Genomic DNA, 24,746 nt, shown 5'->3' with positions numbered 1-24,746 from the left:
TTACTTTTTTTACTTCCGTGAAATTTTATTTGAATGATTGGATATAATCTGTTAATGGAAAATGGGTTATTGTTTTAGCATTTTTTGCCACTAGTTCACTCCAGTTTTTAAATGTATTTTCAGGAGTAATATCCATCTCCCAATATTCACTTAATTCCTCGATATCATAATCTGAGAGGAGATTTTTAATTTTTGGTAATGAATTACATAGTGTAAATATGATTTTGGGTACAACATAATTTTTTCCTGCAAATTCAATTGTTTTTTGCCCACCGGCAGTAAAAAGATCTCGAGTATTGGGTACAACAACACCTTCTACGGAAGCTAACCATAAATTCATTCGATTGTATTTATTACTCGAACTGCTAAAAATCTCGGGAAATAAGCACATGGCTTTATTTTTAATATCTTGCTTCTCTTCAGGAGAAACAGAACTCCATAGTCGAACAATGATATTGGATTTCTTGCTGATTCCAGATTCAGCCCACCAAGTAGTTTCTCCCGGTTTTAATTGTTTCCTATAATAGTCTAGAATAGTTTTGATCGGATTATCTTGTTTTCTTAATTGGTCATATGGGATTTTTATCTTGTCAAAAAAAGTCTCTCCTTTAGGGATATTCATATTGATAAGATAACGTGGAGAATGAGTGACAACTACTTCTGACAAACAATCTTCGTATGGTTTACACATGAAATCAACGGGATTGCATATTTTTCCAAAAAGCATATAAATACGTTCAATTCCTTTTACTCTTGTTCCTTCTGCGACACTACTGCCAATTGATTTCCAATGATTGGATTTGGTCGTTTTCACTTCCACTCCATAATAGTTATAGGCAATGATATCTGGAAAGCTTTGTCCTCCGATCAATTGAATCGTATTTTCGAATGGAGTTCCTAAAGCACAATCTTGTAAAATGTCTCTCGTTTCTTTTTCTATATCTGAACTGGAATACTTGAGGTAATTCTTTATATTTGAAGTGGCAGTAGTTTTTAATGTCGTTACCATTTTGTTAAGTAAGGACTCAAATTCTTTTTTGTGAGGTTCCGTGTTAGTTGATATGACCATAACTATTTATATAAAATAAAGAGACCAAATATCTTCAATTCGTTTCGCAATATGATACGCTAATAAAGGAGGAACGGCATTTCCTATAACTTTATAGGCGGCGGAAGGACTTACAATAAAGCTTTTTTTTCTTGTCGTGTCGGGTATTACAAATTCATATTCCAGTGGAAAAGTTTGTATCATGGCACATTCTCTCGGTGTTAATCTTCTTTCTTCCAGTCCTTTTAATAACTCGTTTTCTATTATACCCCCGTGTTCTTTCGAGAGGCGTCGGTATTCAATATTTCCGTGATGTTCGGATCGTATCGTTGGACCTATTTTCTCCAGAGAAATCTCTTTTTGTCCTTGGCAATGGGCTCCCATATATTTAGCTTTCGAGAAATACTTTTGAGATTCATCTTTACTCGACTGAGGTTCTTCGAGTATTGAGAAAATGTCTTTTAAAACAACAGGAGGTTTGAGATTTTTGTCCGATGAGTTAAATGCATGGGTCGGCTTAGGATAAGGATTATATTGATCGGGTATTGTTAGAGAACAAAGTGCTTCTAAAGCTTTTGGTTTCAGTGCTGATTTTTTTATTCCGATAAAAATGACCCTTTCTCTTGATTGTGGTACACCATAATCTGCCGCATGGAGTACTTTAGGAGGAAGTACAATATAACCACTTCCGTCAGCAGTTGAGAAATCTTTTTGTATAATATCTTTGACATCACTGAAGTTGGTAAGACCTTTGACATTCTCTGCTATAAATATCTTGGGTTTAGTTATATCAATAACTTCTTTCATCCAAAAGTAAAGTTTACCTCTAGTTTCTTCGGATGCAATATCTCCGTTTATTATTTTCCCATTATGATCTTTGCGAGATTTAAATCCTTGTCTTTTGCCTGCCACACTGAAATCTTGGCAAGGGAAACCTCCTGTAACAATATCTATATTTTCAGGAAATATAATTTCTCCATTACGGTGTCTTTTTACAAGATCTACAATACTGTTTCTGTGGTATATATCTGGGGAATATCCTAATTTCTGAAAGTGGTGACTCCAGGTGTTGTATGCTTCAATTAAAATATCATTGGCGAAGACCATTTTGAATCTGGTTTGTTTTAGTCGTACTAGGTCTTCATTAATAAAACTGTCAATGAAATGTTCATTTTCCGGAACGGATTTCCGGAAAACAGAGAACCCTCCTTCAAAACCTAAATCCATACCTCCACAACCGGAAAATAATGAAAGGATATTAATGTCTTTATTTATGTTTGCTTTTTTTGGTTTCATTTTATAATGAAATTATGCCGTTTATTTTGTATGTTGGTAAAGGTATAAAATATTTCGAGTTCACTTTTTATTCCCGTAATAATTTTTTGAAAAGCCCTTTACCTCTTTACCGAACAGGGCATTCCATCCTCCCCACAACAACCCGAATCCATAAGCGAATACTTGGATTAGCAATGTGATAATGGATAGGATAGCGACGGTTACATTGCGATATTTCCACAGGGATTGGAGGAAAGCGAAAAGGCAAACGGCGAGCAACCCGTAGTCGATAATATTCCAAAGGAAATGGACGGGTGGATACGTTTGACCGGTGAAAATAGTAATAATTTCCAACGAGAATAATCCCGAGATAAGTATAGCCGGCAGTAAATGCACCAGTTTTAGCGTGTGTGGGTGGCGGCGGGATAGGTTGACGCGGGCGACTCCCCAGTTGAATATCTGGCGGAAAAACTTCGGGATACTTGTCCGGCGTTTGTGGTAAACGTAGGCATCCGGGATAAGCCCGACCTTGAATCCGGCGTTATATATACGCATTGAATAATCCATGTCTTGCCCGTGGCGAAGGCCTCCCATGTCCCCGATCGTTTCGTGCACTTCGCGAGAGATGCCCATGTTGAAACTTCGGGGATAAAACCGCCCGACGTGCTTTTTGTTTCCCCGGGTACCCCCGGTTCCTATGAACGAAGTCATGGAATAATTGATCGCTTTCAGCAGAGGTGAGAACGAGGGATGGCACGTGTCCGGTCCCCCGAATGCATCATAATGATGCTCGTTTTGTGCCTTTTCTATTTCTTGCAGCCAACATGGGGGAAACATACAATCCGAGTCCACGAACACGAAATAATCTCCTCTAGCCTCCCGCATCCCGTGATTTCGTGCCGCCCCCGGGCCTTGGTTCTGTTGGTAAACGGCACGAATTTGCAATCCGCTTCCCGAGCGGTACTGTTCGATAAATTCCCGGAAACCGTCTTTTGAACCGTCATCCACGAATAGAAATTCAAAAACTTCCCGGTCGCCCTCCATTTTTTCGGCGCTGTCGAGAAGTTCTTTTACTTCCTCCAATCGGTTATACACGGCTATGATGATAGAATATTTCATACGTTCTTCTTTAATAGTAAGCTTCTATATTGTCTTCCACCCGTTTATAGATAAATTGTTGTTCCCAGATAGCCAGCCCGAGGATAATCCAGATAAAATTGTAATGCCACCGGAGTTTCGGGTGTGCCGGGTAATCGAGGATATACCGGATATAATCGTAATTGAAGATTCCCTGTTTTTCGATGTATTCTTTTGTCAGAATCTTCTCGGCGGTGTCCTTCAAATCCTTTTTGAACTGGAGGTACGGGTTCACCGTGAATCCCCATTTCTTTTTAGTGATGATCTTGGGAGGCAAGTAGGGTTTCATGGCTTCCCGGAACAGGTATTTCGTTTGGTTGTTTTTGATTTTAAGTTCCACGGGCAGCGAGAAACCAAAATCCACCAGATCCCGGTCGAGGAAAGGCACCCGTTCTTCCACGGAGTGAGCCATGGACATCCGGTCGTCCGTGAGCAGGTAATCGTTCACCATCTTGGATTGAAATTCGGTATACAGTACTTGGTTCAAGGCGTTTTCGTCTTTCACATCGTTGAAAATCTTGTCAAATTCCCGGTGAACTTTGACTTGTTCGATATGGTTTTGTTGTAAAAACTTCTCCGAGTATATGTTTTTATAGAATGGCATGTCGTAGTCCCACACGTTGCGGAGAATCAAGTAAAAGCGTTCTGCGTTGCCAATCGAGAGAAGCATCTGTATTCCCCGGCGGTATTCGTCGTAGCGCAAAGACTTGGAATTATTCTGTAACTTGAAGATAAAATCCGACTTCCAGCGCCCGATACGTTGCATCCATTGCGGCATATGGCGGTGCCATTGGTTGAACGGGTAAACAAACTTGTGAATGTCGTACCCGGCAAATAGTTCGTCCCCTCCCAGTCCCCCGAGTACCACTTTTACCGTGGGATGAACGAATGCCGACATATTGAATCCCTGCAACAGGTTGATTTTTGGTTCTTCCGCGTGCCAGATGACTTGCGGCATTTGCTGCATCGGGTTCATCGAGAGGCTTAGCGTGTGGTGGTTCGTGTGGAAATGATCCGCTATCTGTTGGGCATCGGGGAATTCATCCGTGGGTTCGTTGAATCCCAGGGTGAACGTGTTGATTTCGGGAACCCCGAGTTCGTGCATCTTCTGCACGATCGCGGAGGAGTCCAACCCGCCCGAGAGATATACTCCCACGGGAACATCGCTCACCAGTTGGCGTTTCACGGCTTGTTTGATTAAAGCGTTCATCCGTTCTTTCGCCTCCTCCTCGGTGATGGAACGGTCGACATCGACGGATAACTGCCAGTAGCGTTTCACCGTGAACAACCCGTTCTCGAACACGGCATAATGAGCCGGGGGAACACGTTTGATCCCCTCGAACAAGGTTTCATTGCCTTGCGTGTAGCGCAAGTTCAGGTGAAGATGCAAGGCTTTCAAGTTCAGTTGCCGTTCGTACTTGGGATGGAGGATGATGGATTTCTGTTCCGAACCGAATACTAGCACCCCGTCTTTCAGAAAATAATGGAGCGGTTTCACCCCGAAATGGTCTCGGGCGAGGACAAGGCGTTCGTTCTTCATGTCCAGCAGGGCAAAGGCGAAAATACCGTTCAGCTTGTTGAAAAACCCCATTCCGTGTTCCTCGTAAAGGTGTACCAGCACTTCCGTGTCGGTTGCCGTGTAAAACACGTGTCCCTTGTTCTTCAATTCATCCCGAATCTCCCCGTAATTGTATATTTCCCCGTTAAAAATGACGCAAACCGTTTTATCCTCGTTGAATATGGGCTGGTTGCCGCAAGTCGTCACGTCGATGATCGACAGGCGCCTGTGACCGAGGGTAAAATCCCGGTGGGTATAAATAGCCTGATCGTCCGGACCGCGGTGTTTTATGGCGGTCAGCATTTCCGACATCAATTCTTGGTTATCCTTGTTTCGTTCAAATATCCCGGCTATCCCGCACATCTTGTATTCTCATTTATATTGTTTTTTTACAAAAGTAGCACAAAAAAGATAGATACGGAATATCTCTGCTTATTTTCTGGTTGGGCTATCCCTACTTGACCCCAAGTACTAATCATGAACCAATCATGAACGTAGCATAAACGTAAATTTGCGTTCATGATTGGTTCATGATTGGTTTATGGTTGGTTTATGGGGTAGGGCAAGGGGGATCTAATCATGGCAAAGGGCGGAAGAACTATAGCCTGTTTAGCTTTTTCAGTGCCTTGAATTTGTGACGGTACATTTTTAGAATGTTGCGGATGTTATCGTAACGGCGGAATTTCTCGCTGTACGTGTGAAATTCTTCTTTGCCGGTGATTTGGTGGAGCACTTGCAACTGGTGGCGTACCAGCCGTAGATAACCGATTGTACAGGGATCGTCCTGCGGGTAGCCGGGAAGGTCGCAACGGTTGAAACGGGACCAGTAGCCCATGTCGAATTTTGGGAGTTGGCGGATGAGTCCTTCCACGCCTTCGTTGAACAGGTGAAGGGCGAGGGCATGCCCGTCGGGATTCACTTCTTTCGGTACGGCACGGATGTAGTCGTACAGACCGAAAAGCGAAAAGATATGTCCGTCCAGTACCCGTGTCGGGCAGGTAGCCGTGTATTCCTCGTAGAATGTTTCGCCGATCGCCCGATCCACGGAAACGCCTCCTTCGGATATGTCTTTCGTAAAAGGGACGAGGGCTAGGGTTGCTGTTTGCAGGTATTTAGGGTTCCGGGTTATTTGCCATGCCCGCAGGAGAAGGGAGATTGCCCGGCTTTGGGTAAATGCCGATTTCCATGGGGTGGTTACTTTGTATTCCGGTTTGGCGGTTTCAGTCAGCCAGTAGCAACCCAGTTCGGGGGATTCTTCCCGTTGTTGCATGAACCAGTCGGCGAACCGGAGGAAGTAGGCTTTCTTTTCCGGGTCGTGTGTCTTCAGCCAACTATGGAACACGGCGAGGGCGTATTGCCCGATGGTGATCGGGTAGTAATAATACCCTTTCCCGTCCACGACGTCGATGTACGAGTGCACGAGGGGGATGCCCGCTTCGTCGAATTGGAAGGGATGGTTTCCTCCCCGCGTGTTGATCTTGTCTTCTTCGAAGAGGAAATAATAGTAGGTCAATTCCGTGTTCCGGTTGTCCGTGCAGGTTGCCAGATGTTTGTTCTCGTTGAAGTCGGTCAACAGTCTTTTCCCGAAAAAGAGGGCATTTTTGAGTTTCATAGCGTTGTTTTTTTAGCGTGAAGGGTGAGCACGTGATCCATGAAGCGAGCCAAATCCCCGGTGATGGCTTCCCGCGAGTAGCGGGAACTGTTCGTGAAAGGGTAGGCTGGCGTTTGGGTTTGCCATGCTGCGTGGAGTTTTCGCAATATATTTTTAGCACCTTCCGTGTCGTTGTAGCCGATCATTTCCCCGCATTGGCATTCGTCAATGATGTGGCGGGCTTCCCCCTCGGGGTTACCGATAGCCAGTATGGGGCGTTGTGCCCCGATATACTCGAATAGTTTGCCCGTGAGGATGCCTTTGTTGTTGGGTACGTTGTCGATGACGAGCAACAGGGCGTCGGACGAGTTGATATGGCGGATGGACTCGTCGTGGGGGAGGTAGGAAATGTATTCCGTGTCGGCGGTCAAGCCGTTTTCCTCGATGAGTTGCCGGAGTTCGGGGCAGGTGTTCCCGATGAATTTCAAGTGGAAACGGATGCCTTCTTCCCGCAAAGCCCGGAGTGCCGGAAGCAAGGGTGTCGGGATCCGGGTAACGGAAAGTACGCCCGTGTAGGTGATCATGGGACAAGTGTTGCGCGGGAGCGGGGCAGGTCGGTTGTCGTAGCCGTTGAAGACGAGGCAAGTGTTTTGCGGGTGGTCGCATTTACTTTCGAGCAGGTGCAGGATGTCTTTACTGATCGAGGTGATGCCGTTGGCGGCGTTCAGCGCGTCGTGCTCCAGGCGGCGGTCTTTGCGTTCGGCGAAAGCGGTTCTTTTCAGGTTTTGATTGTAGACCACTTCTTTCCACGGGTCACGATAATCGGCGATCCACGGTTTCCCGCTTTTGCGTGCGAGGGCTTGACCGATGAGTTGCAACGAGTGGGGAGGGGATGAAGTCAGAATGAGGTCGATGTTTTCCGACCGGATGATTTTCATTCCTTCCCGTACGGCGTACCGTTTCCAGCCGACCCGTGCGTCGGGGATAAACAGGTTCAGCCGTATCCATTTGGAGAGGCGGGTGACGAGATTCGGGCTTTTTTCCGACAGGATGTAGGTACCGATCTTGTCGTCCTGTTTTTTCCCGGAGATCAGTTTGAAAAGGGCAAAAGGCTCGAACGTTTTCGTTTTATATACCTTTAACCCGGCAGGTATTTCTTTTTCCAACGAGGGGTCCTGGGCGGGATACTCGCCTTTCCGGACGGTCAGGATCACGGGTTCCCAACCGTATTTGGGCAGGTATTTCGCGAAGTTCAACACCCGTTGCACGCCGGGTCCCCCGCTGGGAGGCCAATAGTAGGTAATAATCAGAACTTTTTTCATCATCTTATGCCTCGATTAACGTGTCGACAATTACTTTGGCAGCGTGCCCGTCGCCGTATAGTGGGGTGGAGAAATCCGGGAGAGGTTGTTCCCGGTAGGCTCGGGTGATTTTGTCAAACGAGCTTCCCGCCAGGGTGTTGTACCCGTGGTCGACGAGTTCCGTCCATTCCGTTTCCTCGCGGAGCGTGATGCAATATTTCCGGAAGAAGAAGGCTTCTTTCTGCAAGCCCCCGCTGTCGGTCATGACGAGGGAACATTTATCCAGCAAGTATATCATTTCGAGATAACCGACGGGGTCGATGAAACGGATGGGGGAATGTTGTACATTGTAGCCCAGTGTTTCCAATTTTGCCCGGGTACGCGGGTGAAGCGGAAGGATGACATCCTGTTCCCGGGAGATGGTTTCCAACGCCCGGATGATCTCCGACAGGCACTCGGGGCGATCCGTGTTCTCGGCACGGTGCAGGGTGGCAAGGACGAAATCCTGGTTCAATTCGATTCGCGGCGGGCGGCTGTATTGCCGGTAGAAAAGGGCGGCATCCAGCATGACATCTCCCGACGGTACGATGCGGGAAGGAAAATGCCCGAAACCTTCGTTGTTCAGGTTGCGGATTGCTGTTTCCGTCGGGCAGAAAAGAATATCGGAGATGCGGTCTGTCAGGATGCGGTTGATTTCTTCCGGCATATCCATGTTGAAGGAACGCAGCCCGGCTTCCACGTGTGCCACCCGGATGTGTAACTTCTTTGCAGCCAATGCTCCGGCGAGCGTGGAGTTCGTGTCCCCGTAGACAAGTACCCAATCCGGTTTCCGGTCAAGGAGTACTTTTTCAATCTCCTCGAGCATCTTCCCGGTCATGGCGCCGTGGCTGAGGCTGTTGATGTTGAGGTTGTAACCGGGGGCGGGAATTCGCATTTCCTCGAAGAACAGGTCACTCATGTTCGGGTCGAAGTGTTGTCCCGTGTGTATGATGGTTTCGTTGATATTAGCGTGTTTGCCGAATTCCCGGCTGACCACGGCTGCTTTCACGAATTGGGGTCTTGCCCCGACAATGGTGATAATGTTCATGAGGCGAATGTTATGAGTTAAAGAATGCTTTTATTTGTCGGATGATATATTCTTGGTCTTCTGCTTTCATCTCGGTGTGAATCGGAAGGGACAGGACTTCCTCGCTTAATTGTTCCGACACGGGATACGAGCCTTTGCCTTGACCTTCTATGGCGTATGCCGGTTGAAGGTGGAGGGGGATCGGGTAGTATATCATCGTGGGGATACCTTCGGCTTGCAGGAAGGTTTTCAGTTCATCCCGCCGGTGGTTGCCGACACGGATGGTGTATTGATGGAAAACGTGCGTGCTGTTGGCGGCACGTTCAGGAAGGAGGATGCCCTTGACGCCGGCAAGTTCCCGGTCGTATCTGTCCGCTACCCGGTTGCGGGCAGCGGTGTACTCGTGGAGGTAGCGTAGTTTCACGTCGAGGATGGCGGCTTGCAAGGTATCCAGGCGGGAGTTGCAACCCACGATGTCGTGGTGGTACTTGATTGCCTGCCCGTGGTTGGCTATCATGCGGGCACGCTCTGCCAGCCGTGCGTCGTGGATGAATAAGGCCCCGCCGTCACCGTAGCATCCGAGGTTTTTGGAAGGGAAGAATGAAGTTGTCCCGATGTCCCCGATGCATCCTGCCTTCTGCGTGTGCCCGTCGCTGAAGGTGTAGTCCGCCCCGATGGCTTGTGCGGTGTCCTCGACCACGAAAAGGTTGTGCCGCCGGGCAATTTCCATCAACGGTTCCATGTCGGCACATTGCCCGTACAGGTGAACGGGCACGATGGCTCTCGTGCGGGGAGTGATTTTTTCCTCTATCCGGGAAACGTCTATCGTGAAACGGCCGGCAACGCAGTCGACAAACACGGGTTTCAGGTGCAATAGGGCGATCACCTCTGCCGTCGCCACGTAAGTGTGGACGGGGACGATCACTTCATCGCCCGGTTGCAGGCCCAGTGCCATCAAGGCGATTTGCAGGGCATCTGTCCCGTTGGCGCAGGTCACGGTGTGTTCCACCCCGTTGTATTCGGCGAGGTGTCGTGCGAACGATTTGACTTGTGGTCCGTTGATGAATGCCGCGGAGTCAAGGACTTCCTGTATGGCGTGGTTTATTTCTTCCCGGATACGCTCGTATTGCCCGTGAAGGTCTACCATGGCTATGTTCATGATGGTATATTTTTTGACGCTATTCTGTTATTTTTTCCACGATACCGTTTTGCAAGCGATACCGTTGTTTACTCTCGGGACATTCGGCGATGCCGTTTTTGTCGAAATGCAGCCTGTGCCCGTATTCACTCATCCATCCTAGCTGGCGAGCGGGATTGCCGACAAGCAAGGCGTAGGCGGGGACGGTTTTCGTCACGACAGCCCCGGCTCCGATGAAGGCGTAAGCCCCGATGTCGTGCCCGCAGACGATGGTTGCGTTTGCCCCGATCGTGGCTCCTTTGCCCACGTGAGTCCGGGCATATTGGCTTTTTCGGTTGACGGCGCTTCGCGGGTTGGTCACGTTCGTGAACACGCAGGAGGGACCTAGAAACACGTCATCGTCACAAGTCACGCCCGTGTAGACCGACACGTTGTTTTGTACCTTCACTTGATTGCCCAGGATGACGTCGGGAGAGATTACCACGTTCTGTCCGATATTGCAGTTTTCCCCGATGCGGCAATTACTCATGATGTGTGAGAAATGCCATATTTTACTCCCTTTTCCTATGATTGCCCCCTCGTCTATGATGGCTGTTTCGTGCGCGAAATATTCTTCCATATCGTATTTGTTTTTCAAAACAAAAATAGCGTTTTTTTTGACAAAAGAAAACCGCCCGAGCCTTCGAGCGGTTTACTTGTTTTGCGGTTTTGGTTATTAGTAAAATTTATATCTGGAATCGATGACGCCTGCTTTTTTGATTAGGGCAGGGAGAGCCTGATAATAAATTTTAGTCATGTTAGTTTGTTGCAGAGAATTCTTTGCGGCTGCAATTTGTTCGGGAGTAACCGTTTCTGCCGTTTTGGAATTCACTACTACCACGTATACGCCTTGATTGCCGATGATCGGTTTAGAGATTTGGTTCTCCTTCATCAAGATAACTTCAGAGATTAACTTGGGTTCGATTCCTGCTCCGGGGATCTGGAATGAACTGAAGCTAACGTCCGTGGCATCCATCACTTGTGCGTTTGCTTTTTGAGCAACGGAGAGCAGACTCTCGCTTCCTGCAATAGCACTTTCCAATTCTTTAGAGATGATCTCGCCTTTTTTCTTGCGGATCAATTCGGTACGAATCATGGGTGCCACGCTGTTTAACGGGGCGATGCCTTCTTCCTGAACGTTGGTTAATACTGCAACTGTGAATTTGTCACCTGTCTCGAAGATCGGTGATTTTTCTTTATCCGTTAATACATACCCCGGTTTGTCTGCCAAATAAGCCTGACGGATGATTTCTCGGGCACTTTCGATTCCGGGAATTGTTGCGTCGTTTTTGCTCAAGTTGGCAATACGCTTCGTTTGGTTGTTAGCGGTAACCGCTGCATCAAAGTCAGCAAGCGTGCTGATGTTGTTAGCGAATGTACGCGCATCGTTGTAGATTTTATTGATCGTCTGTTGCGACGGGGTAATTTCCTTGGCAATGATTCCGACTAATACTTTTTCTACCGGAGTAGTTCTGTCCGTTACCTGAAGAACATGGAAACCGTAGTTCGTTCTCGTGATCTTTACCTCATTTTTCTTGGCGATGAACGCTGAATCACTGAATGTAGGGATCATCATTTCTTGAGTGAACCATCCTAAATCTCCACCATTGACAGCTGAATTTTGGTCAGCAGAGTATTTTCGTGCAAGTTCGTCAAAGTCGCTACCTTTGCGGATCAATCCGGCAAGGCTGTCTGCCAATTTCTTGGCTTGGCTTACTTCCATGGTGTTTGTCGGGATCAAGATGTGGCGGGCTTTCACAGAGTCAGGGATTACTTTGCGATCGGCAACACGTGCGATATTGTAAGCGTTGTCCTGCAGGTAAGGTCCATACACGTCATTACTTTTCTCCGTGAAAAGGAATGCATCTAACTCTTCATTTCCAATTTCACCTTTTTTGTAATATTTGGATGGCATTTTTTTCTCAGAGGAAAGATTTGCGAATTCAATCACGTTGGCTGCTTCCGCGAATTCAGGCATGGATTCTTTCACCCATTCTTCCGTTTCTTTGATATCTTCAGCTGAAGCGGTGATATCGAAGTTCACGTAAGCGATTTGTCTGGACTCGTTTTGCTCGAACAGGTATTTGTGCGAGTTGTAATATTCTTTGATCTCGTTGTTTGTTACCTTTACGGCTGAGTCGCTTACCGTGTTGTAGCTTTTTGAAATAAAGCTGATGTCAACGGTAGTTAAAGCGTTTTGCGCGTATTCTTTGGCAATCTCGTCCGGGGTGAACATACCTTTCATCAACAAAGAATTGTATTTCTCTTGTTTGCGGGCTGCTTCCACTTGTTCTTCCATGCTCAGCCAATATTGTTTGCTTGCTTGGGCTTGCATATTGTCCGCGGGAGCGTTCAAAATAGCCTGGATATTTTGTCTGGCAAGATCTTTATCGAAAACACCGGTTTGGGGATTGGTGAATAATTGTTTGATGTTGGGGTGCATATTTTCCCCTAACGTGAAATCGAATAATTCATCACCACTCACGGCGATACCGAGTTCCTCGTATTCTTTTTGCATGATGTTTTCGGAAACGATCTGATTCCATGTGTTCTCGCGAATCATGCGTTGTTGCTCTTCTGTCAGGGAAGGCAATTGGTTCATCGATTTGATCGTTTCTTCATTCTGTGCTACTTTATCCTGAAAATCCTGAATACTGATGGATTCCCCGCCAATTTCTCCAACTTTGTTTTTGGAACGATTGAGAAGGCTGGCTCCTGAACTAAGCGCGTCTCCAACAATGAAAGCCACAAGGGCTAATCCAATCACGATACTAACTAGTATTCCGCCGCGATTTCTAATTTTTTGTAATGTTGCCATTTATATTAAAATTTTATATTTATCACACGAATAATCTATTTTTCGAGGGTACGAATATATAAAATGGATTGGTTTTATGCAAATAAATTTTATTCCCTTCCATATATTGCCTTACTCACTTTTTTTATTCTGTTTCTTTGTTGTCGTTTTTTTAGTTTTTTCTGTCGTTTTTGCCGCAGTCTTTTTGGTCGTTTTCTTGGCTGTTTTCTTTTTAGAGTCGTTACCTTTCTCTATGATAGCCATAGTTTCCTCGTAAGTCAGTGCGGCAGCCTCCTGTCCTTTCGGGATTTTATAGTTTTCTTTGTTAAAAGAAATATAAGGTCCAAAACGTCCGTTAAGGATTTGGGCTCCATTCTCGAATTCTTTGATTTTCCGGTTTTTCTCGATCTCCCGTTTTTCGTTAATGCGTTCGATAGCGGTTTCCAAAGTGATCGTACCCGGTTCGTCAACTCCTTTTTTCAAGGAAACGAAAAGTTGGTTGTGCTTGATGTACGGACCGAAACGCCCGATGCCCACGCTAACGGGTTTGTCCTCGAATTCTCCCAGCAGGCGGGGGAATTTGAATAGTTCCAAAGCTTCTTCCAGCGTGATGGTTTCCATCAGTTGTCCCTTGAGCAACCCGGCATACCGGACGTTTTCGCCTTCGCCGATTTGTGCCATAGGTCCGAAGCGTCCTATGCGGACACTGACTTTTTCACCTGTCTGAGGTTCGATCCCAAGTTCACGTTCACCTCTATTACGTTCAGATTCTTTTAGGGTTTTCTCCACGTTCGTGTGGAAAGGTTCGTAAAAGGTCCCGATCATGGATTGCCATTCTACTTCTCCTTCCGCGATGTGGTCGAGGGCATCCTCGGCGTTAGCGGTGAAGTTGTAGTCCATGATGTTATTGAAATGTTGGGATAAAAAGTCGGTAACGACCATCCCGATGTCCGAGGGGAAAAGTTTTTTCTTCTCGGTCCCGAAGGTCTTCTTGATTTTTTTTATCTTGATATTTTGTCCTTTCAAATCGATCTGATCCAAATCCCGCTCGACCCCGTCCCTGCTTTCCCGGAGGATATATCCCCTGTTCTGGATGGTGGTGATGGTGGGAGCGTAAGTCGAAGGACGCCCGATACCCAGGTTTTCCATTTTCTTCACGAGGCTCGCTTCCGTGTAGCGGGGAGGATGTGACGTGTATTGTTCTTGTGCCTGGATGAGCGAACGTTGCAGTTGGTCGCCTTTGCGGATGGCGGGCAACAAGGCAGCTTCGTCGTCGTCTTTCTCGTCGTCAAACGATTCCATGTATACTTTCAGGAACCCGTCAAAGATGATCACTTCTCCCTCGGCTTCAAACGTGTATTTCTCCCCGGAAATGGTGATCGTTACGGTTGTCTTTTCCAGTTCTGCATCTGCCATTTGGGAAGCTAACGTCCGTTTGCGGATCAGGGCATAAAGCTGTTGTTCGTTGCGGTCGCCTTCAATGGTTTCTTTGTCCATGTAGGTCGGGCGAATTGCCTCGTGGGCTTCTTGCGCACCTTTGGTTTTGGTCGCGTAGTTTCTCGGCTTGGAGTATTTTTCCCCGAGCGTGTTGCAGATAACTGCTTTCGCTGCCCCGATAGCCAGTTGCGACAAGTTCACGGAGTCCGTTCTCATGTAAGTGATCGATCCCTGTTCGTAGAGCTTTTGCGCTACTGCCATGGTTTGGGATACCGAGAAGCCCAGTTTTCGGGATGCTTCCTGTTGTAACGTGGAGGTTGTGAAAGGCGGTGCCGGTTTGCGGCTAGCCGGTTTCGTTTCCACGTCGTTCACCGTGAAGGATGCGTCTTTACAAGCTTCAAGGAATGCGAGTGTTTCTTCCTGCGAGGAGAAACGTTCGGATAATTCCGCTTTTAAAGGTACGGTGTTGCCGTTGGCATCTTGCGTTTCAAACGAGCCGATGACTTTATAATACTTTTGTTCCACGAAGTGGTTGATCTCCCTTTCTCTCTCCACGATGAGTCTTACTGCCACGGACTGAACCCGTCCGGCGGAGAGGGATGGTTTCACCTTTTTCCAAAGTACCGGGGAAACCTCGAACCCGACCAACCGGTCGAGCACCCGGCGAGCCTGTTGGGCATCTACCAGATTTTTGTCAATATCCCGCGGGTTGTTGATGGCGTGCAGGATGGCATCTTTGGTGATCTCGTGGAAAACGATTCGTTTCGTGTTTTCTTTTTTCAGTCCCAGCACCTCAAACAAGTGCCAGGCGATAGCTTCTCCCTCGCGGTCTTCATCGGAAGCCAACCACACGGTTTTCGCTTCCTTGGCAAGTTGCTTCAACTCTTTTACAACCGCTTTTTTGTCAGGAGATATTTCGTATTTGGGTTGGAAATTATGCTCTATATCTATCCCTAAGTCTTTTTTTTCAAGATCCCGGATATGCCCGAAACTGGACTTAACAACATAATCTTTTCCTAAAAAACGTTCAATAGTCTTGGCTTTAGCCGGTGACTCGACAATTACTAAATTTTCAATCATACACGATTCTCTTTTACTTTTCGCTTCATCCTGAAGCAGAGTTATCGCTTTTTCAAGCAGTTCGTCCTAAAATTAGGGTGCAAACTTACGTAAAACAATTGAAAATGAAAAACGGTTGACAATTATAAATGAAAAAGAAGGCGTGAAAACGCCCTCTTTTTCATGGTGATATATTGATATAAATTGTTTTTGGATTATTCTTGAAGATATTTGTCCGCGATTTTTTTCCAGCGGGCCTTTTGAGCATCGGTGCCACCCCGGTCGGTTAATTGCACCAAGTAATAGTTTAACAAACGTTTGTCAGCTTTTACTTTTGGCATCTCTCTCTCGCAGGTTGCCAGAAAACGGTCTACATTGCCCTCCTTTACCGCTCTGCCGATGGCAACAAGCCCGAGTAATGATTTCTCGTTGCTTAGTTTCAAGCTTTTCACTTCTTTGGTGATCTCGTCAAATCGGGAGGCATTGATAGTCTGCCCTTTGGTGGCGAGGATTTCCATGAGTTGTTTTTGTAAGTCTTGGCTTAGCCGCTGGTCAATGGTCTCTTGCCCTTGTGCTTTATTGAATTTGTCCCGGTTGGCTAACAAGTATTTTTCAGCTTCCGAACCTTTGGGGCTAAATTCTTTTTTTTCAAAGAGAAACCAGTAGTCGGGAGATACTTTTTCTTCGTCACTTAGCGTGTTGAACAATTCATTCGCGATCTCTTTTGCGGAAGGATCATAAAGGACCAGTAACGTTTGGGCGTATGAAGCTAGGAACGCTTTGTCCCGGTTACCTTCTTTGTATTTGGCGATCGATACGCCGAGGGCTTTCGTGTTGTCGAATGATTCTTCTACTCGCTTGATAAATTGTTCTTCTTCACCGCCACCCACGATTTTATGGCGGATATTGCCGTCAGGTGTCACGATAACGAATGTCGGGTATGCCCGGACTCCGAACCTCTTTCCTAATTCCGGACCTTCCCCTTTTTCCATGTCATATTTCACGCAAATGAAGTTCTTGTTCAAGAAATCGCCGATTTTTTCTTTCACGAATACTTTCTTTGCCATGTACTGGCAGGGACCACACCAGCTGGTGTAACAGTCTATGAAGATATTTTTTCTTTGCTGTTTCGCTTTCGCTAAGGCTTGTTCAAAAGTCAAGTCTTGGAAATACACGCCCGTGTGTGCGGCAATCTTCAATTCTTCAAAAGTACGTTCTAGGTATTCTTTTTCTCTTTCGGAAGTGGCGTTTGCGATGAATTTATCTCCTAAAGCAGCCATTCGTCCCAATTGTTCTTTTGTCGCTTTGGATTTGACTGTGTGAAGAGCAGAAGTTATTGATAAAATGTCGTCGTTTGTATTTTCTTGAGAAACTAAGGAAATGACTTTCTCCGCATTCCCGTTCAAAGTTGCTTCGATCAGTTCTACTTTGTTGGTTAGCCGATCTTGTTTTTCTAATCCGAGGTTGGGTAGTTCTTGGCGGATTTGGGTCAATTGGGCAAGAGGTTCTTTTGCTCCCCGGCGCATACAATTATTGATGGTTCTGTTATAATTATTATATAGGTATGCGTCCACTTTTTCTTTACCGACATTTTTTCTGAAACGGGCAACGTTATCCACGACAAATTTGAAGTTAGCGGAACCGTAGCCGTCATTCTCGATGATCGACCAGTATTCTTTCTGCAATTTGTCCTTGTCTTTTAAAACTGCATCCAGTTCTTCGGTTACTTTTGCACTTTTCTCCTTCTCGTAAGCATTAAGTAAGGCAATCTGGTAAGCTATTAATTGTTTCTTACTCATTTTCCCTTTCTCGTGTAGTTTGTTCAAGTAATCCAAAGAAGTTTTTTCATTCAATCCTTTCTCGACACGGGAAATGAAATCTTCCACTTCTCCGCCGCCGACAATCTTGTGCTGTACGCTTCCGTCTGGGCGAATAATAAGGAAAGTCGGGTAGGCTTTAACCTCGAATCTTTTTGCCAATGCCGGTCCTTCGCCTTTTTCCATGTCAAATTTCACGCATATAAATTTCGGGTTAAAATATTCGCCGGCTTTTTCTTGCGTGAAAACTTTTTCACTCATGTATTTACAAGGTCCGCACCAGCTGGTGTAACCATCCATGAATATAAGCTTGTTTTCTGCTTTGGCTTTTACCAAGGCTTCGTCAAACGAGAGATGTTCGAAATTTACTCCCTGTCCGAAAATAGTCAGGTTAAGTATTAATAAAGTAATAATTGAGATAAGGCTCTTCATGATTTGAATAATAAATTTTGATAAATTGTAATACAAGATAGTAAGTAAAAACAAGGAAGGTGCATTCAAAAGTATCTATTAACAAATCTTTAACAAGATTCAAATGCTTGCCAAGAAGAGACTACTTTTTTTCATGCAAAAAGAGAGGCGTTTAAACCTCTCTTTCTGATTGTTTTTGTCAAAAAATATTCAAGCTAACTAAAGCCCTTCTAAAGCATCAAGGAACTTAACGGTTTCCGGGTCTGAAGGACGGCTCATTTTAGGGTTAATAATTTTACCTTCCCGGTCGATTAGAATGAAATGCGGGATGGCTGTAACCATATAGGCGTCCATGAAAGAATCAAATGCCCCGGCGTATAAATGGATGCCTTCCAATTTTTCTTCTTTCACCATCTTTTCCCAGGCGCTTTTGTCTTGATCGCAAGAAACACTGATGAAACAGATATTTTTCCCGGCGTATCTCTCTTCCAGTTTTTTCAAGGCGGGTTGTTCGCGACGGCAGGGACCGCACCAGGTAGCCCAATTGTCAATGTAGACATATTTCCCCGCGAAATCAGATAAGTGAACCTCTTTCCCGTCAATATCTTTGTACGTGAAGGAAGGTGAGGGTTCTCCCGGGGCAATGCGGCGCCATTTGTCACATAACGCGTTGAAGGCGGCAAGCTTTTTGGGATCGTTTACCTTTGCCTTGTAAATGGGTGCTAATTCTTGCAAGGAATGAATGCCATTACGTGATATGTATTCGGAGATGATGCAGTCCACGATGAATTCCGCTACGGCAGGATTTTTAAAATGTCGGTTCACGTAATTCAATTGTTCTTTGATATATTGGAAATCCTCAAATTCCGGCATATTGTTGATGGCAAGGTAAGATACCATCTTTTTCATGTATTCCTGGTAAACACCCATGCCCAACATATCTTCGTCTTCGGTGAAAACCTCGGCAAGTTTGTCGAAATAAGCCTGGTCTAATTTGTATTCAAAATTCTCGATGGCATAAAGATGCGCGGAACGGTATTCGAGTAGATAGCTGAAAACGCTATATTTCAATCTCTTTTTTTCTAAGTTGTTGAAATATTCATCGAAATCCTGCGATTCCAGATTTTTATACAACTTCTCCAGTTGTTTATCCAGGGAGGCGGCGAATTCCGTTTCATTTAATTTGTAATCGGGAGTGAAACTGAAATCCGTGTGATTCAAATACTGGTTCTTTTTAGCTCCATCTCCGGTAAATGTCGGTATCGCGTTTCTACCCTCTATTTTGACAGAAAGGTCAAAACTTTTCCCCGGTTCCAGATATAATATGACATGTCTTTGTCCGAAAAACATGGCCCCGTAAGCCGGTTCGAATTTTTCCATCAACGTGAATGTGGTGGAATTTGCCGGGTCTAAAGATTGTTTGTAAATCGAATCTTTCGTCATCAATACCGCTTCCGGATAAGTTTGGTTGTCCTCGACATGAAATTTTACACTTGTTTGAGAGGTCTTGTTACAAGACACGAGAGCTATGAAAGCCATAGCCAAGATAATGAATTTGCTTGTCATAGTGATGGGATGCTGTTTAATCTTTCTTTATTTTGTTTTTCTATTAATTGAGCTTTTTGAGCGTATTCGGCAGCTTTATTGAGGTCGCCTAATTTCTCGTGACCTTTGGCAAGTACGCCGTAACAGTTGGTTACGATCCAGTCATTTCCTACCTCGTTGGCTATTTGTGCTTGATAGAGATATTTCATGCAGCGTTGGAGCAATTGATTGTCCGTGGTATTGTCAACGACATATTCCATCCATCTTTTGGTCCAATCCAAGGACTCCACGAGATGATGTTCGCCCAGGTATATCAAGCGATAGGCCAGCTCTTCGATATCCCCGTTTAAATAACTTTCTTCAATTCGCACGTAAGCTAATTCTTCCGGGAAACGTTTCACGGGATGATTTAGAGTTACCTTCAACCTCTCAAGTTGTTTCTTCAATTCGGCAATTGTGTCCTGATTCTGTGTTTTGAAACCGGTTTTGATGATATCATTAATCTGGTAATACGCATTGATGGATAAAGTCCACTCTAGATCGTGACGATCAAATCCTCGTTGTCCGAATGCGCTTAAATTTTGGAGGACAAACTGATACTCTTCCGTGTCGGGATGACGCACGTATTCTGCGGCCAACTCCCATATTTGTGGATTCAGTAAACTGTCAACGGGGAATTGTTTCACGTAGCTCCGTTTTACTTCGGCGTATTTCTTTTCTTCCCCGGATTTTAACAGCATATCCAGATAGCTCATCACAAAATCATAATCCTTTTTTCCGTTTAAGTATTCTTTTTCTAAGGTTTGCCATGTTTTCCCGGCCAATCCGTTTTGGATGGCTTCAAGGATTTCCTTGGTGGGATAGGCTCCCACGATGCGTTGCATGACAGACCCGTCGGGACGGATTAATAATAACGTCGGGAACGCTGTGATTTGGTCCCGGTATTTGCGGGCAAATGCTAATCCGGCATCTTTTTCCACGTCATATTTCACGCTGACAAAATTCTTGTTGATATATTTGCCCACTTCTTTTTGAGTGAAAACCTCGGCTGCTAATTTTTTACAAGGTCCACACCAACTGGTATAACAATCTACAAAAATAGGCTTGCGTTGTTTTTGGGCTTGTTTCACCACTTCTTCCCAGGGCTTATTGTCCAGGAAAAGAATACCTTTTCCCGCCTCTTGCGCACACAACACAACAGAGGCCATCAGCCATACGCTTAATAGTAAAAGTTTTTTCATCAAATAGAATGTTTTAATTTTTAATTGAATCTTTATTTATGCTTTTTAGTTTTTGATTGGCGATCGTGATCACTTCATCGAAGCCGTCTTGCACCCAACTTGCTTTTGAACTGATTCCTTTCAAATATTCGGCGTACTCGATACACTCTTTCAGACGACACTCGTTATCTGAATTTTTGACCAGAAATTTCAACATATCCGTTACGAACAAATCGCGTTCCGTGAATCCGCATTCGACAAGTATGCGGAATCTTTCGTACAGTTGATTCACGTCTTTCTTGAGCTTGCTCTCGGAAAGAGAGAGTTCCGCGAGGGATTCGGCAAATCCCTTTACCGGTTGTTTCAATAACATGCGCAGGTAGTCAATGCGTTCTTGAAACATGGCAAGAGAATCCTCGCTATATGTTTTATTGGAAACCAAAAAAATGGAATTCACGGCAAATCCCATCTCTTTGCTTAATTGGGCTTCCAATTGATAACGATGAATCAATCCTCTACGCTCCAGATCATCGAGATGCTCGACCACGAAACGGAATTCAGGACTAAGGGGGGCTTTTACCACGAGTTTGCCGGTAATATCCCAGATGTCTTTGTTCAGCAAACTGTCTATCGGGAATCGGGCGGCGTATTCGCGGGCTACTTTTGCGTACTCTTTTCGTTCGGCGGCAAGTTCCAGTAAATTCAAGTACTTTTGGACAAAATCCCATTCCCGGTTGCCGGTCTCGTACTCTTTTCTTGAATTGTAAATGGTATTCCCTTGCAATCCCATGTCAATTGCAGCGATCAACTTGTCCGCAGAACGCGTGCCCGCAACTTTATGTATGATTTCGCCTTGAGGTGTCAGTATGAGCATGGTAGGGAAAACTGTAATCTCTTTCTCGTACAAATTCCAGATCGTTAATCCTTCGCCTTTTTCCACGTCATATTTGGCATTGACGAAATGTTTGTTTAAATATTTCCCCATTTTTTTCTGGGGAAATATTTCTGTCGCTAATTGTTTACAAGGACCGCACCAGCTCGTATAGCAATCTACAAAAATCAACTTGTTTTCTCGTTGTGCCCGTTGCAGGACCTCTTGCCACGGACGATTGTCCATGAATCGGGTACCGCTTTGGGCGAACGTCATGAGTGAGAAAAACAAAATGGATATAATGATATAACTTTTCTTCATACTTGTGTTTTTATTTTGCGTCACGGACCAAGCGCACGCTTAGCCCTTTGGCTGTTAACATGGAAAAACGCCGAATGTCGGAGCGGTTGTAAGTGATCATGCGGGTCCAAGCGTAACCGGGATCCTGGTCTTTTAGAGTAGAACTCCAGTAGATTCCGTCTACCATGAAGTTGCGGACACCCGTTCCTCCGGTGGTGTAATAATACCCGCTGCAGTTTAACCCGAGTCCGCTACCCGTGTGATCCTGCATCATCAATTGACCCGTGAAACCACCTCGCCATTCTTCCGCGTCGCACTCTTGTTGGGTCATTCCTAAACTGCGTTCCAAGGCTTTCCATTCTTCGTCGGTCGGTAAACGCCATTCATCAACGGCTAATGATTTTGCTCCTTCAAACGAATACAGGTAACCGTATTTCGGGAACTCTTTTTCCGTGATGTTTTCATAGAGAAAATAAGTACCTTCCTCGGTTTGGGTTCTCATGTTTTCACACAACCAATCCAATTTGCCGTAGCGTACCCAATGATAAGTAACACCATCCCGGGGATCAACCCATGTCCCCTCTTTTTCCGGGTGAATGACGGGAACTTCGTTGTCGTCTTTGTCATCCGAGCAGGCGTATCCCAGTGTGCATACCAACGATAATATTAAAATCATGTATTTCATAATCGTGTTTTTTTGAATTAATAAACAGTAATCCCGTGTTTTTCGAATATTTTCACCAAAGCCTCTTTTTTCTGGTGCACGATAGGATATTTCTCTTTGTCGTATTTCTCGTTAAATTCTTCTTTTGTTAGGGCGAAGACTTCCATCACGTATGCCAGTAGGTCATTTTGTTTGTAATAAAATGTGCGGTTCCAATCATATCTAAAGGTTTCTAAGAATCCGACCTCTAATGGCGTATCCTCGTAATCCGGGTATTCTCCGTACAAATCTTGGGAATACTGGTAAAAGGATTCGTATTCTTTATCATCAATTTGGGTGTAATTCTTTGTCATGATGACAGCGATAACGGCTCTTTTATAAGATTTTTGGGCTACTTTATCCAATTGATAATAATTGTTATAAGCCACTAAAGTTGCATTATAACCGGCATAAGCGACTCTTTCTTCCTCGGGTTCATAATCATCACTCCACCTAGATGCTTCCTGTACAAAAAATTGGTCTACCATGAAAAATGCGTAAGGATAGAATGCGGGGGAGAGGCAAGCTAAAATCTCTTCTTTTGCGAATTTTGCGGCCAACTCTTTATCTTGCATATTTTTCAGATAAGTATGCCGCAGTAAAATGTCCTCGCCGCTTCCGGTCACTTGGTATTTCAAGTCAAGAACCACGCACTCGGGTTCCGAACTGCCGGGGGTAATGCGAGGGCGGTAGTATAAAGAGTCATTAAAAATGAGATAACATTTCGTTTTATCAAAGAAATCCCGTCGTAGACTCATCTCTTCCTCCGTGGAGAAATCGGGCATATCAAACATGTTGCGGTCTGCATGGGACGGTGAAACATTCTCGTCATCGGAACAACGCCAGAATAAGCATGCGAGAATTAAAAGTAAAATAGTGTATTTCATGTCTTATTATTTTATCTGTTTGTATTCACGTTCATTTCTCGGGTTATCAGGCATACCGTAATTGGCCTCTAATTCTGCATCCGGAATCGGCAACACCCATGCCCCGTCATGCGGTTTTAAGGTATAGACTCTGCAAAGGGAAATCTCGTAATCATAAGTGACGGGATTTTGCGAGTACAAGGCGTAAGTGTTGGTCAGCGTCTTTTCTTCGGGATACAGTTCGTTCACCATATAACGGCGTAAATCAAACCAACGGTGTCCTTCAAAGCATAACTCGCGACGACGTTCCAACCGAATGGCTTCAACCAAGGCTTTTCCTGTCAGGGAGTGCTCTTTCTCGTAATTGGCAAGACGGTTTTGTCTTAATGTGTTGTATGCGTTTTGAGCTTCCGCCGTGTATTCGCCTCCAAGACAAGCTGCCGCTTCTGCCAGGTTTAGATAGGCTTCCGAAGTGCGTAGTACAAAATTGTCCGATACTTCACGGCTGTTATATTCCGCGGGGGCTTTGATATATTTGTATATTCCTTCCTTGGCATCCCCCAGAAAGAATTGTTTGCGCAAATCATTTTGTGTGTATTGCTTCATGAGGTCATCCGATACGGAGAAATTGCCGGCTTTTTGACTCAAATTGTATCCGATATAGTTGCCGCCCATCGTGAAAATCAATTCCGGGGATTTCTGGGTTAAAAATACATCTCCCGTGAAGCCGTTCAAATCGGTCAGATTCGGTTGTTCCTCGATACAAGCTTTTGCCCATTTAAGTGCTTCGCTATAATTTTGCATGTATAGGTACACGCGGCTTAACATCAGGCATGTGGCTGCATGGCTTGCCCGGGTAACCGTTTTGCGCGGCATACCTTTTAAATAAGACTCTGCTTGCAGCAAATCTTCAAGCACCTGTTCGTAGGTTTTCTCTACCGTGGCACGGGTATAAATCTTGTCCTCGATATATTCGGTTAATTTTAATGGTACTGCCAAATCTGTTTTTGTCGTTGCAGAGGAGTAGGGCTTCCCGTACAAGTTCGCTAAAATGAAATAGTAGGCACCGCGCAAGAAATGGGCTTCTCCTTTAATTCGGGTTACATTTTGCTCGTCGTTGGTCGTGACAACTGTTTGCTTGTCAATTTGTGATAAAACCGTATTGGCAATATTGATATGTTTGTATAAGTTATTCCAATCCTGGTTTTCGGTCCAGCTAACAGTTCCCTCGTGATCGAGATTTACTTCCCGTTGCCACGTGTAGAACCCGTAAAACATTTTTAGATTGTCTTTTCCGTACCAGTTGTCATACTCTCCTGTGGTGCGTACTTCTGTTTCGTCTGCCATAAAGTGGATATACGGGAAATAAGACTCTTTTGCAATATAAGCATAATTGTAAGTCTTGTTACATTTCATGTATCCGGAGCCGAGAAGCAATTCGTCTAAATCTGTGTATGATTGTACATACGCTTGATCGTGAGAATATTCGGTCAGGAAGCTGTTGCAAGCAAGACAAGTGCAACACAAAATCCCGATAATAGAAGAAAATTTATATCTTTTCATGTGT

General features: G+C 45.1%; 18 protein-coding genes. All 18 read right to left on the bottom strand.

Annotated features, from left to right (window positions below; translation table 11 throughout):
- Positions 1-25 precede the first annotated feature (25 nt).
- The 18 genes from BN8899_RS07865 to BN8899_RS07780 all read right to left on the bottom strand — a co-directional run bounded on the left by BN8899_RS07865 (position 26) and on the right by BN8899_RS07780 (position 24,742).
- Positions 26-1,069, bottom strand: a complete 1,044-nt coding sequence (locus BN8899_RS07865) for a hypothetical protein (protein ID WP_065218999.1) — start codon at positions 1,067-1,069, stop codon at positions 26-28.
- Positions 1,070-1,075: 6 nt separating this feature from the next.
- Entirely contained in the window at positions 1,076-2,344 is a 1,269-nt protein-coding gene (locus BN8899_RS07860) for a DNA cytosine methyltransferase (RefSeq protein WP_065218998.1), read from the bottom strand.
- A 60-nt stretch (positions 2,345-2,404) separates the two neighbouring features.
- Positions 2,405-3,442: a glycosyltransferase family 2 protein gene (locus BN8899_RS07855; protein WP_065218997.1), complete on the bottom strand. Its 1,038-nt coding sequence runs from the start codon at positions 3,440-3,442 to the stop codon at positions 2,405-2,407.
- A gap of 10 nt (positions 3,443-3,452) precedes the next feature.
- Positions 3,453-5,381 carry an asparagine synthase (glutamine-hydrolyzing) gene (gene asnB / locus BN8899_RS07850; protein ID WP_065218996.1) on the bottom strand — a complete coding sequence of 643 codons (1,929 nt, stop codon included), beginning with the start codon at positions 5,379-5,381 and terminating at the stop codon, positions 3,453-3,455.
- Positions 5,382-5,616: 235 nt separating this feature from the next.
- Complete coding sequence (locus BN8899_RS07845; RefSeq protein WP_082986958.1) at positions 5,617-6,630, bottom strand: D-glucuronyl C5-epimerase family protein; 1,014 nt, start codon at positions 6,628-6,630, stop codon at positions 5,617-5,619.
- The gene (locus tag BN8899_RS07840; protein WP_065218995.1) at positions 6,627-7,934 is read right to left on the bottom strand and encodes a glycosyltransferase family 4 protein; all 1,308 of its coding nucleotides are present in this window, start codon (positions 7,932-7,934) and stop codon (positions 6,627-6,629) included. Before BN8899_RS07840 ends, BN8899_RS07845 begins: the two co-directional genes overlap by 4 nt.
- 1 nt (position 7,935) lies before the next feature.
- Positions 7,936-8,997 (bottom strand): non-hydrolyzing UDP-N-acetylglucosamine 2-epimerase, encoded by a 1,062-nt coding sequence (gene wecB / locus BN8899_RS07835; RefSeq protein ID WP_065218994.1) that lies wholly within the window; start codon positions 8,995-8,997, stop codon positions 7,936-7,938.
- A gap of 10 nt (positions 8,998-9,007) precedes the next feature.
- Positions 9,008-10,135, bottom strand: coding sequence for a DegT/DnrJ/EryC1/StrS family aminotransferase (locus BN8899_RS07830; protein WP_065218993.1), 1,128 nt, complete (start codon positions 10,133-10,135; stop codon positions 9,008-9,010).
- A gap of 19 nt (positions 10,136-10,154) precedes the next feature.
- A complete protein-coding gene (locus BN8899_RS07825; protein ID WP_065218992.1) occupies positions 10,155-10,733 on the bottom strand; it encodes an acyltransferase in 579 nt (192 codons plus the stop codon).
- Between the two features lie 96 nt (positions 10,734-10,829).
- A complete protein-coding gene (locus BN8899_RS07820) occupies positions 10,830-12,971 on the bottom strand; it encodes a peptidylprolyl isomerase (protein ID WP_065218991.1) in 2,142 nt (713 codons plus the stop codon).
- Positions 12,972-13,082: 111 nt separating this feature from the next.
- Entirely contained in the window at positions 13,083-15,467 is a 2,385-nt protein-coding gene (gene topA / locus BN8899_RS07815; protein WP_065218990.1) for a type I DNA topoisomerase, read from the bottom strand.
- Between the two features lie 194 nt (positions 15,468-15,661).
- A complete protein-coding gene (locus BN8899_RS07810) occupies positions 15,662-17,695 on the bottom strand; it encodes a thioredoxin family protein (protein ID WP_231932296.1) in 2,034 nt (677 codons plus the stop codon).
- A 198-nt stretch (positions 17,696-17,893) separates the two neighbouring features.
- Entirely contained in the window at positions 17,894-19,240 is a 1,347-nt protein-coding gene (locus BN8899_RS07805) for a TlpA family protein disulfide reductase (RefSeq protein ID WP_065218989.1), read from the bottom strand.
- A complete protein-coding gene (locus BN8899_RS07800) occupies positions 19,237-20,460 on the bottom strand; it encodes a thioredoxin family protein (RefSeq protein ID WP_065218988.1) in 1,224 nt (407 codons plus the stop codon). The genes BN8899_RS07805 and BN8899_RS07800 overlap by 4 nt, the downstream gene beginning before the upstream one ends.
- A 13-nt stretch (positions 20,461-20,473) precedes the next feature.
- On the bottom strand, positions 20,474-21,631 hold the full coding sequence (locus BN8899_RS07795; RefSeq protein WP_065218987.1) for a thioredoxin family protein: 1,158 nt from the start codon (positions 21,629-21,631) through the stop codon (positions 20,474-20,476).
- 10 nt (positions 21,632-21,641) lie between these two features.
- Positions 21,642-22,295, bottom strand: coding sequence for an FISUMP domain-containing protein (locus BN8899_RS07790; protein ID WP_065218986.1), 654 nt, complete (start codon positions 22,293-22,295; stop codon positions 21,642-21,644).
- 17 nt (positions 22,296-22,312) lie between these two features.
- Entirely contained in the window at positions 22,313-23,200 is an 888-nt protein-coding gene (locus BN8899_RS07785) for a hypothetical protein (RefSeq protein WP_065218985.1), read from the bottom strand.
- 6 nt (positions 23,201-23,206) lie between these two features.
- Complete coding sequence (locus tag BN8899_RS07780) at positions 23,207-24,742, bottom strand: RagB/SusD family nutrient uptake outer membrane protein (RefSeq protein ID WP_065218984.1); 1,536 nt, start codon at positions 24,740-24,742, stop codon at positions 23,207-23,209.
- Between the last annotated feature and the right edge of the window lie 4 nt (positions 24,743-24,746).

The organism is Butyricimonas sp. Marseille-P2440 (assembly GCF_900091675.1).
GTDB lineage: Bacteria > Bacteroidota > Bacteroidia > Bacteroidales > Marinifilaceae > Butyricimonas > Butyricimonas synergistica.
The sequence above is the reverse complement of the archived record's forward strand: the minus strand, read 5'-3'. Positions and strand labels throughout refer to the sequence as shown.

Excerpts from the sequence above, each read along its gene's own strand:
- BN8899_RS07865 (WP_065218999.1), bottom strand. The coding sequence starts at position 1,069 with ATGGTCATATCAACTAACACGGAACCTCACAAAAAAGAATTTGAGTCC.
- BN8899_RS07860 (WP_065218998.1), bottom strand. The coding sequence starts at position 2,344 with ATGAAACCAAAAAAAGCAAACATAAATAAAGACATTAATATCCTTTCA.
- BN8899_RS07855 (WP_065218997.1), bottom strand. The coding sequence starts at position 3,442 with ATGAAATATTCTATCATCATAGCCGTGTATAACCGATTGGAGGAAGTA.
- asnB (WP_065218996.1), bottom strand. The coding sequence starts at position 5,381 with ATGTGCGGGATAGCCGGGATATTTGAACGAAACAAGGATAACCAAGAA.
- BN8899_RS07845 (WP_082986958.1), bottom strand. The coding sequence starts at position 6,630 with ATGAAACTCAAAAATGCCCTCTTTTTCGGGAAAAGACTGTTGACCGAC.
- BN8899_RS07840 (WP_065218995.1), bottom strand. The coding sequence starts at position 7,934 with ATGATGAAAAAAGTTCTGATTATTACCTACTATTGGCCTCCCAGCGGG.
- wecB (WP_065218994.1), bottom strand. The coding sequence starts at position 8,997 with ATGAACATTATCACCATTGTCGGGGCAAGACCCCAATTCGTGAAAGCA.
- BN8899_RS07830 (WP_065218993.1), bottom strand. The coding sequence starts at position 10,135 with ATGAACATAGCCATGGTAGACCTTCACGGGCAATACGAGCGTATCCGG.
- BN8899_RS07825 (WP_065218992.1), bottom strand. The coding sequence starts at position 10,733 with ATGGAAGAATATTTCGCGCACGAAACAGCCATCATAGACGAGGGGGCA.
- BN8899_RS07820 (WP_065218991.1), bottom strand. The coding sequence starts at position 12,971 with ATGGCAACATTACAAAAAATTAGAAATCGCGGCGGAATACTAGTTAGT.
- topA (WP_065218990.1), bottom strand. The coding sequence starts at position 15,467 with ATGATTGAAAATTTAGTAATTGTCGAGTCACCGGCTAAAGCCAAGACT.
- BN8899_RS07810 (WP_231932296.1), bottom strand. The coding sequence starts at position 17,695 with ATGAAGAGCCTTATCTCAATTATTACTTTATTAATACTTAACCTGACT.
- BN8899_RS07805 (WP_065218989.1), bottom strand. The coding sequence starts at position 19,240 with ATGACAAGCAAATTCATTATCTTGGCTATGGCTTTCATAGCTCTCGTG.
- BN8899_RS07800 (WP_065218988.1), bottom strand. The coding sequence starts at position 20,460 with ATGAAAAAACTTTTACTATTAAGCGTATGGCTGATGGCCTCTGTTGTG.
- BN8899_RS07795 (WP_065218987.1), bottom strand. The coding sequence starts at position 21,631 with ATGAAGAAAAGTTATATCATTATATCCATTTTGTTTTTCTCACTCATG.
- BN8899_RS07790 (WP_065218986.1), bottom strand. The coding sequence starts at position 22,295 with ATGAAATACATGATTTTAATATTATCGTTGGTATGCACACTGGGATAC.
- BN8899_RS07785 (WP_065218985.1), bottom strand. The coding sequence starts at position 23,200 with ATGAAATACACTATTTTACTTTTAATTCTCGCATGCTTATTCTGGCGT.
- BN8899_RS07780 (WP_065218984.1), bottom strand. The coding sequence starts at position 24,742 with ATGAAAAGATATAAATTTTCTTCTATTATCGGGATTTTGTGTTGCACT.